Origin of the sequence: Mesorhizobium sp. M2A.F.Ca.ET.039.01.1.1 (assembly GCF_003998035.1) — a bacterium.
GTDB lineage: Bacteria > Pseudomonadota > Alphaproteobacteria > Rhizobiales > Rhizobiaceae > Mesorhizobium.
Map to the genome: position 1 here is coordinate 1 of NZ_RZRY01000263.1, position 8,203 is coordinate 8,203.

General features: G+C 63.8%; 8 protein-coding genes and 1 pseudogene. 8 read left to right on the forward strand and 1 reads right to left on the reverse strand.

The window, feature by feature from the left end; genetic code table 11:
- The 8 genes and pseudogenes from EOA24_RS19825 to EOA24_RS19860 form a co-directional block, all read left to right on the forward strand.
- A pseudogene (locus tag EOA24_RS19825) lies at positions 1-147 on the forward strand (sugar ABC transporter substrate-binding protein); the annotation flags it as partial.
- A gap of 125 nt (positions 148-272) precedes the next feature.
- Positions 273-1,232 (forward strand): sugar ABC transporter permease, encoded by a 960-nt coding sequence (locus EOA24_RS19830; RefSeq protein WP_126081446.1) that lies wholly within the window; start codon positions 273-275, stop codon positions 1,230-1,232.
- The gene (locus EOA24_RS19835; RefSeq protein WP_126081445.1) at positions 1,229-2,173 is read left to right on the forward strand and encodes a carbohydrate ABC transporter permease; all 945 of its coding nucleotides are present in this window, start codon (positions 1,229-1,231) and stop codon (positions 2,171-2,173) included. The genes EOA24_RS19830 and EOA24_RS19835 overlap by 4 nt, the downstream gene beginning before the upstream one ends.
- A 21-nt stretch (positions 2,174-2,194) precedes the next feature.
- Positions 2,195-3,310, forward strand: a complete 1,116-nt coding sequence (locus EOA24_RS19840; RefSeq protein ID WP_126081444.1) for an ABC transporter ATP-binding protein — start codon at positions 2,195-2,197, stop codon at positions 3,308-3,310.
- Between the two features lie 5 nt (positions 3,311-3,315).
- Positions 3,316-4,818, forward strand: coding sequence for a GMC family oxidoreductase (locus tag EOA24_RS19845; RefSeq protein ID WP_126081443.1), 1,503 nt, complete (start codon positions 3,316-3,318; stop codon positions 4,816-4,818).
- Positions 4,815-5,576 carry a 3-ketoacyl-ACP reductase gene (locus EOA24_RS19850; RefSeq protein ID WP_126081442.1) on the forward strand — a complete coding sequence of 254 codons (762 nt, stop codon included), beginning with the start codon at positions 4,815-4,817 and terminating at the stop codon, positions 5,574-5,576. Before EOA24_RS19845 ends, EOA24_RS19850 begins: the two co-directional genes overlap by 4 nt.
- A 6-nt stretch (positions 5,577-5,582) precedes the next feature.
- Positions 5,583-7,211, forward strand: coding sequence for a choline dehydrogenase (locus EOA24_RS19855; RefSeq protein ID WP_126081441.1), 1,629 nt, complete (start codon positions 5,583-5,585; stop codon positions 7,209-7,211).
- 10 nt (positions 7,212-7,221) lie between these two features.
- Entirely contained in the window at positions 7,222-7,539 is a 318-nt protein-coding gene (locus tag EOA24_RS19860) for a Dabb family protein (protein ID WP_126081440.1), read from the forward strand.
- Positions 7,540-7,687: 148 nt separating this feature from the next.
- On the opposite strand, the gene EOA24_RS19865 is transcribed toward EOA24_RS19860, so the two are convergent.
- Positions 7,688-8,203 (reverse strand): DMT family transporter (locus tag EOA24_RS19865; protein ID WP_145992535.1); only part of this gene is annotated, 516 nt, incomplete at its 5' end.

Here is an 8,203-nt window from a genome sequence, read left to right on the forward strand (position 1 = left end):
TTCGGCTCGCTGGCGCAGGGCTACGGCGCTCCGCCCGCCGTCGCCAACGCCTACAAGGACGTCGTGTCGAAATTCGTCCATGGTCAGATCAAGAGCTCCGACGAGGCCGTGACCGAGCTGGTCAAGGCGATCGACGACGCCAAGTAAGGATCGCTTGAACTCAGGTCTCCCCCGCTTCGGCGGGGGAGGTCTCCTGTCGACAAAAGGTGTGGGACAACCCTGGTGCGTTTTCGCGCCGGGCGGTTTCCGACCAACCGGAACTGGACAAGCCGATGAGCACAGTTGCCGAAACCCAGATCAAGCTGACACCGGAGCACGACGCCCGTCCCGGCGCGTCGGTACGGTCGCGGCTGCAGGATTTGTTGCCGAAGATCGTTCTGGCGCCGAGCTTCGCGGCGACGATCGTCTTCGTCTACGGCTTCATCCTGTGGACGATCTATCTGTCCTTCACCAATTCCAAGACTTTCCCGTCCTACGCCATCACCGGTCCCCGCGCCTATCAGCGGCTGTGGCGCTGGACCTTCGAGAGCGATCCGCCGTCGAGCTGGTACACCTCGATCACCAATATGGGCATTTTCGGCTTCCTCTATATCCTGATCTGCCTGGCGCTCGGCCTGTTCCTGGCCATCCTTCTCGACCAGAAGATCCGCGGCGAAGGCATGCTGCGGCCGATCTATCTCTACCCCATGGCGCTCTCCTTCATCGTCACCGGCGTCGCCTGGAAATGGTTCCTCGATCCCGGCCTCGGGCTGGAGCAGACGCTGCACCAATGGGGCTGGACGAGCTTCCATTTCGACTGGATCAAGAACAAGGATTTCGTCATCTACACGGTCGTCATCGCCGGCGTCTGGCAGGCTTCCGGCTTCATCATGGCGATGTTCCTGGCTGGCCTGCGCGGCATCGACGGCGAGATCATGAAGGCGGCGCAGATCGACGGCGCATCCACCTTCCAGCTTTACCGCCGCATCGTCATTCCGCTGCTGCGGCCGGTGTTCCTGTCGGCCTTCATCGTGCTCGCGCATCTGGCCATCAAGTCCTATGACTTGGTCGTCGCGCTGACCAGCGGCGGCCCCGGCGGCTCGGCCTGGCTGCCGTCCAATTTCATGTATGAGTTCACCTTCAAGCGCAACGAGATGGCGGTCGGGTCGGCCAGCGCCGTGATCATGCTGATGACCATCACGGCCATCATTGTTCCGTATCTCTATTCCGAGCTCAGGGAGAAGTCGCGATGAGCGCCGTCACTTCACCCGCCCGCCAGGCTTCGAGCGGCCTGAGCAGCAAGGCGATCAATCGCATCGTCATCTACGGCCTGCTGGCCCTGTTCGCGATCTTCTACCTGATGCCGCTCTTCGTCATGCTGGTGACCTCGTTCAAGACCATGGACGAGATCCAGAACGGCAACATGCTATCGCTGCCGCATGCGCCGACTTTCGCACCATGGATAAAGGCGTGGAGTGAAGTTTGCTCGGGTCTGACCTGCGTCGGCATGAAAGGCTATTTCTGGAACTCCATCAAGATGGTCGTGCCGGCAGTGCTGATCTCGACGCTGCTTGGCGCGCTGAATGGCTATGTGTTGACCAAATGGCGCTTCCGCGGCCACACGCTGGTCTTCGCAATGATGCTGTTTGCTTGTTTCATCCCGTTCCAGTCGGTGCTATTGCCGATGGCGACGATCCTCGGCAGCCTCGGACGCTTCGGCGTCACGCTGCAGAACGCGACAGGGTTCAATTTCGGCCTCGGCAATTCGACGGTGAACCTGGTCTTCGTCCACGTCGTCTATGGACTGGGCTTCACCACGCTCTTCTTCCGCAACTATTACGAGGCCTTCCCGACCGAGTTGATCAAGGCGGCGCAGGTCGACGGCGCCTCCTTCTTCCAGATCTTCCGGCGCATCATGCTGCCCAATTCGCTGCCGATCATCGTTGTGACGGTGATCTACCAGTTCACCAACATCTGGAATGACTTCCTGTTCGCTTCCGCCTATGCCGGCTCCGGCGACGTGATGCCGATGACTGTGGCGTTGAACAATGTCGTCAACACCTCGACCGGCGTCGTCGAATACAATGTCAACATGGCGGCGGCGATGATCGCCGCGCTCCCCACCCTGATCGTCTATGTCGTCGCCGGCCGCTATTTCGTGCGCGGGCTGATGGCCGGCGCGGTCAAGGGCTGACCCCATTCGGAAGGAACGACCATGGCTTTTCTGGAAATTGATGGGCTGAAGAAGCGCTTCGGGAGCGTCGAGATCCTGAAGGGCATCAATGTCGAGCTCGAAAAGGGCGGCTTCCTGGTGCTGGTCGGCCCGTCCGGCTGCGGCAAATCCACGCTGCTCAACACCATCGCCGGTCTGGAGCAGATCACCGAGGGCGAGATCCGCGTCGATGGCCGCGCCATCAACGATCTGCACCCTTCGAAGCGCGACATCGCCATGGTGTTCCAGAGCTACGCGCTCTACCCCAACATGACGGTTGCCGGAAACATCGCCTTCGGCATGGAGATGCGCGGCGTGCCGGCGGCGGAGCGCCAGGCGGCGATCGACAAGGTCGCCAAGATCCTGCAGATCGGCCACCTGCTCAACCGCAAGCCCAGCCAGCTTTCCGGCGGCCAGCGCCAGCGCGTCGCCATGGGCCGGGCGCTGGTGCGCGACCCGAAACTCTTCCTGTTCGACGAGCCGCTCTCCAACCTCGACGCCAAGCTGCGTGTCGACATGCGCATCGAGATCAAGCGCCTGCATGCCACCACCGGCACGACCATTGTCTATGTCACGCACGACCAGATCGAGGCGATGACCTTGGCGACCAAGATCGCGGTGATGCGCGACGGCGAGGTGCAGCAATTCGGCACGCCGGCCGAGATCTACAACAACCCGACCAACATCTTCGTCGCCGACTTCATGGGCTCGCCGGCGATGAACCTGATCCCGGCCAAGATCGACGGCAATGGCGCCGGCCTTTCGGTGGTGCTGGACCGCGAGTCGCGCCAGCCGATCGTGCTGCCGATGCCCGGCGCGCCCGCCGGTCTGTCGGCCTTCAAGGACAAGCAGGTCATCTTCGGTGTCCGTCCCGAAGCGCTGACCGATCCGGAAGGCGCGGAACGCAACGGGTCCGCCATCGCCACCGCCGACTGCCATATCGAGGTGGTGGAGCCGGCCGGCTCCGACACCTTCGCCGTCACCAATCTCGGCGGCAAGGGCGTGGTGGCGCGGCTGAGAGCCGATGCCAGGATCCAGCCCGGCACCAGCACGCCCTTGGCCTTCAACCTCAGCAAGGCGGTGTTCTTCGACCCGGCGACCGAGAAGCGCATACTTTAAAAGCTATGACAAACGCGGATATCGTCATCATCGGCTCCGGCATCGGCGGCGCCACGATCGCCTCCGGCTTGGCCGGCAGCGGTGCCTCGATCCTCATCCTGGAGCGCGGCGAGCCGCTGCCCGCGACACCGCATGCGCGCTCGACGCGATCGATTTTCCTGGACGAGCACTACCGGCCGAAGGAGATGTGGCGCGAGGCCGGAGGCGCGCCCTTCAACCCCGGCAATTACTACTATGTCGGCGGCAATTCGAAGTTCTTCGGCGCCGTCCTGATCCGCTACCGCAAGGAGGATTTCTCCGAGCTCGAGCATTTCGGCGGCGTCTCGCCGGCCTGGCCGTTTTCCTATGACGAGTTCGAGCCCTGGTATTCGAAGGCCGAGCAGCTCTTTCGCGTGCGCGGCGCGCTCGGCGAAGACCCGACCGAGCCGTTCCATTCAATCCCCTATCCCTTCAAGCCGGTGCCGGACGAGCCGCCGATCGCCCGCGCCCGCGCCGAGTTGAAAGGTCTCGGTCTGCATCCGGCATCGCTGCCGCTCGGCGTCGACATCGAGACCTGGCTGAAGGAAGGCAAGACCGGCTGGGACGCCTTCCCCAACACCGGCCAGGGCAAGATCGACGCGCAGACCGGCCCGCTGGCCGAGGCGCTGACGGATCCGAACATCCGCCTGGAAACCGGCGCCCATGTCGACTGGCTCGAAACCGCGCCGGACGGCAAGACGATCACCGCCATCCACTATACCCAGAACGGCGCGCAAAAGACGCTGTCGCCGAAGCTCGTCATCCTCTCCGCCGGCGCGATCAACTCGGCCGCCATCCTGCTGCGCTCGCCCTCGGCGAAAGGCAAAGGCCTCGCCAACAGCTCCGACCAGGTCGGACGCAATTTCATGAACCACAATTCGAGCGCCATGCTGGCGATCGATCCGCGCCGCCGCAACAATAGCGTCTACCAGAAGACGCTGATGCTCAACGACTACTATCTGTCGGACGGCAAGGGCGGCAAGCCGCTCGGCAATGTGCAACTGCTCGGCAAGATCGACGGCAACATGCTCAAGGCCAATGTGAAGACGATGCCGAAATTCGTGCTCGACTTCATGGCCGGCCACGCCGTCGACTGGTACCTGATGTGCGAGGACCTGCCCGATCCCGAAAGCCGCATCATGGTCGACGGCAAGGAGATCGTCATGCAGTGGCGGCGCTCCAACATGCAGTCGCTGGAAGGCCTGACCAAGGTGATGCGCGAGAACCTGCGCGCCTGCGGCTATCCAATCGTGCTGTCGCGCCCCTTCGACAAGCGCACGCCCTCGCACCAATGCGGCACGGTGAAGATGGGCAACGACCCGGCCACCTCGCCGCTCGACCCCTTCTGCCGCGCCTGGGATCACCGGAACCTGTTCATCGTCGACGGCGGGTTCCTGCCGACCTCCGCCGCGGTCAATCCGGCGCTGTCGATCGCGGCGCAGGCGCTGCGGGTTGCTGATTACCTTCGAAAGACGGAGCTTGCGGCATGACTCGCCCGGCAGCCATCGTCACCGGCGGCGCGCGCGGCATAGGGCTCGCCTGCGCCGAGGCATTGGCGGATGCCGGCTTCGACATTCTGGTGGCCGACCTTGCCGAGAGACCTGCCGACGGCCTTGCCGACACGATCGTGGGGCGGGGCGCGAATTTCACTTACGCCCAATGCGACATCGCGGATCTCGCCGGCCATTCGAAACTGGTCGAGGCAGCCATGCGCGCCTTCGGTCGCATCGATTGCCTGGTCAACAATGCCGGCATCGGCGCCGTTGTCCGCGGCGACCTGCTGGAGCTTAAGCCGGAGAATTTCGACCGCGCGCTGAATATCAATCTGCGCGGCACGGTGTTCCTCAGCCAGGCCATCGCCAAGGCTATGCTGGCGGCATCTGCCGGCTCAGCCAGATCGATCATCACCATCACTTCAGTCAGCGCCAACATGGCTTCGCCGGAACGAGCCGACTACTGCATTTCCAAAGCCGGCCTTTCAATGTGGGTGAAGAATCTGGCGCTGCGGCTCGCGCCCGAGAACATCGGCGTGTTCGAGGTACGGCCGGGCATCATCCGCACCGATATGACCGCTGGCGTCTCCGCCAAATATGACGCGCTGATCGAGGACGGCCTGGTGCCGGCAAAACGCTGGGGCGAAGCCGCCGACATCGGCGCCGTGGTTGCGGCGCTCGCCTCCGGCAAATTCGGCTTTTCGACCGGATCGGTCATCGATGTCGACGGCGCGCTCTCGGTGCCACGCTTGTGAGGAACAATGGCTGACTACATCATTGTTGGCGCCGGCCCGGCCGGCTGCGTTCTCGCCAACCGGCTGAGCGAGGATCCGGGCAATTCCGTCCTGCTCCTGGAAGCCGGCGGCAAGGATTGGCATCCGCTGATCCACATGCCGGCCGGCTTCGCCAAGATGACAAAGGGCATCGCCTCCTGGGGCTGGTCGACCGTGCCGCAGAGAAACATGAAGGACCGCGTCTTCTGGTACACGCAGGCCAAGGTCGTCGGCGGCGGCTCGTCGATCAACGCCCAGATCTACACGCGCGGCAATGCCCGCGACTACGACGCTTGGGAGAAGGAAGAGGGGGTCGCCGGCTGGGGCTATCGCGACGTGCTGCCCTATTTCAAGCGCGCCGAGAACAACCAGCGCTTCGCCAACGATTTCCATGGCGACCAGGGTCCGCTCGGCGTCTCCAATCCGATCTCGCCGCTGCCGATCTGCGAGGCCTATTTCCGCGCCGGACAGGAAATGGGCATACCCTTCAACCCGGACTTCAATGGCGCTGCCCAAGAAGGCGTCGGTTACTACCAGCTGACCCAAAAGAACGCGCGGCGCTCGTCCGCCTCCGTCGCCTATCTGAAGCCGATCCGCGCCCGCAAGAATTTGACGGTGCGGACGGACGTTCTCGTCACCCGCGTCGTCGTCGAGAAGGGCCGCGCTATCGGAGTCGAGGTCGTCGACAGGCCAGGTGGCGAAAAGACCATCCTGCGCGCCGAACGCGAGGTGATCGTCTCGTCAGGCGCGATCGGCTCGCCCAAGCTCCTGATGCAGTCGGGCATCGGCCCGGCCGATCATCTGAAATCGGTCGGCGTCACGCCGGTGCATGACCTGCCAGGCGTCGGCTCCAACATGCAAGATCATCTCGATCTCTTCGTCATCGCCGAATGCACCGGCGACCACACCTATGACAATTACGCGAAGCTGCACCGCACCCTATGGGCCGGGCTGCAGTACCTCTTACTCAAGAAGGGTCCCGTTGCCTCGAGCCTGTTCGAGACCGGCGGCTTCTGGTACGCCGACCCGACGGCCGCCTCGCCCGACATCCAGTTCCATCTCGGTCTCGGCTCCGGCATCGAGGCCGGCGTCGAGAAGCTGAAGAACCCGGGCGTGACGCTGAACTCCGCCTTCCTGCGTCCCCGCTCGCGCGGCACGGTGCGGCTGAAGAGCGCCGACCCGGCCGACCACCCGCTGATCGATCCGAACTACTGGTCCGACCCGTATGACCGCGACATGTCGATCAAGGGCCTCAGGCTGGCGCGCGAGATCATGCGGCAGAAGGCGCTGCAGCCCTATGTGTTGCGCGAGGTGCTTCCGGGTCCGAACCTGCAGAGCGACGCCGATCTCTTCGATTATGCCTGCCGCACCTCCAAGACCGATCATCATCCTGTCGGCACCTGCCGCATGGGCCATGACGCGATGGCGGTGGTGACACCCGATCTCAGGCTGCGCGGCATCGAGGGCTTGCGCGTCTGCGATGCGTCGGTGATGCCGCGAGTCCCCTCTTCCAACACCAATGCGCCGACCATCATGATCGGCGAAAAGGGTGCCGACCTCATCCTAGGCCGCGAGCCGTTGCCGCCGGCCGTGTTCAAGGGCAATCAGGCGGCTTGAGGCATCAACGATGATCCGCCACTGCGTCTTTGTCCGCTTTCGCGATGACGTTCCTGAAACCGAACGCGCGGCGATCCATGCCGACCTCGAAGCGCTGCGCGCCGTCATCGACGGCATGGGCAAGGTGCATTTCAGCGCCAATGTCAGTCCCGAGCCTTTCGCGCGCGGTCTAACGCACGGTTTCACCATCGACTTTCGCGATGCCGTCGCCCGTGACGCCTATCTCGTGCACGAGGCGCATCAGCGCGCCGGCGCGCGCCTTGTCGCCGCGCTTGAACACGGCACCGAGGGGCTGATGGTCATCGATCTCGAGGTGACGCAAATGTGACCGCTCGCCGGCTTAAAACCGGCAGCTGTCCCGTTCTCCTTTGCCCGCCGTGGAACATATCGCTCCTTTTGGGGACACAAAAGGAGGACCGCCTTGAACCTCACCAGCGAGCGCGGCCAGGTGATGACCGTGTTCGGGTGAATGGCAATCAACCCATTCTCAGCGCGACGACACCGGCGACGATGCCGAGCGCGGCCGTGGCGCGCCAGGCGGTCATCTTCTCGCCCAGCGCCAGCACCGAGATCAGCATGGCGAACAGGATCGAGGTTTCACGCAGCGACGCAACTGACGCGATCGGCGCTTTGGTCATCGCCCACATGACGATCCAGTAGGCCGCGCCGCTGAGCACGCCGGTGAACAGCCCAGCCTTCCAGTCGCGGGCCAGCACCGGAAGCGATTGCGATCCGCGAAAGACGATGCACAGCACCAGCGCCCACGTCGCATCGCAGACGAACAGCCAGGCGGCGTAGCTCGTCGCGGTCGCCGCCAGCCGCGCGCCGCTGCCGTCGGAAAGCGTGTAGCTGGCGATGAAGATCGATGTGCCAAGCGCGAAGCCGACGGCGCGCAGATTGAGCCTTTCCAGATGCGCGCCGCCGCGAAACGACATGACCAGCGTGCCGATCGACAACAGCACGATGCCGAGGATGGCAAGCGGCGCAGGCAC

Excerpts from the sequence above, each read along its gene's own strand:
- EOA24_RS19830 (WP_126081446.1), top strand. The coding sequence starts at position 273 with ATGAGCACAGTTGCCGAAACCCAGATCAAGCTGACACCGGAGCACGAC.
- EOA24_RS19835 (WP_126081445.1), top strand. The coding sequence starts at position 1,229 with ATGAGCGCCGTCACTTCACCCGCCCGCCAGGCTTCGAGCGGCCTGAGC.
- EOA24_RS19840 (WP_126081444.1), top strand. The coding sequence starts at position 2,195 with ATGGCTTTTCTGGAAATTGATGGGCTGAAGAAGCGCTTCGGGAGCGTC.
- EOA24_RS19845 (WP_126081443.1), top strand. The coding sequence starts at position 3,316 with ATGACAAACGCGGATATCGTCATCATCGGCTCCGGCATCGGCGGCGCC.
- EOA24_RS19860 (WP_126081440.1), top strand. The coding sequence starts at position 7,222 with ATGATCCGCCACTGCGTCTTTGTCCGCTTTCGCGATGACGTTCCTGAA.
- EOA24_RS19850 (WP_126081442.1), top strand. The coding sequence starts at position 4,815 with ATGACTCGCCCGGCAGCCATCGTCACCGGCGGCGCGCGCGGCATAGGG.
- EOA24_RS19855 (WP_126081441.1), top strand. The coding sequence starts at position 5,583 with ATGGCTGACTACATCATTGTTGGCGCCGGCCCGGCCGGCTGCGTTCTC.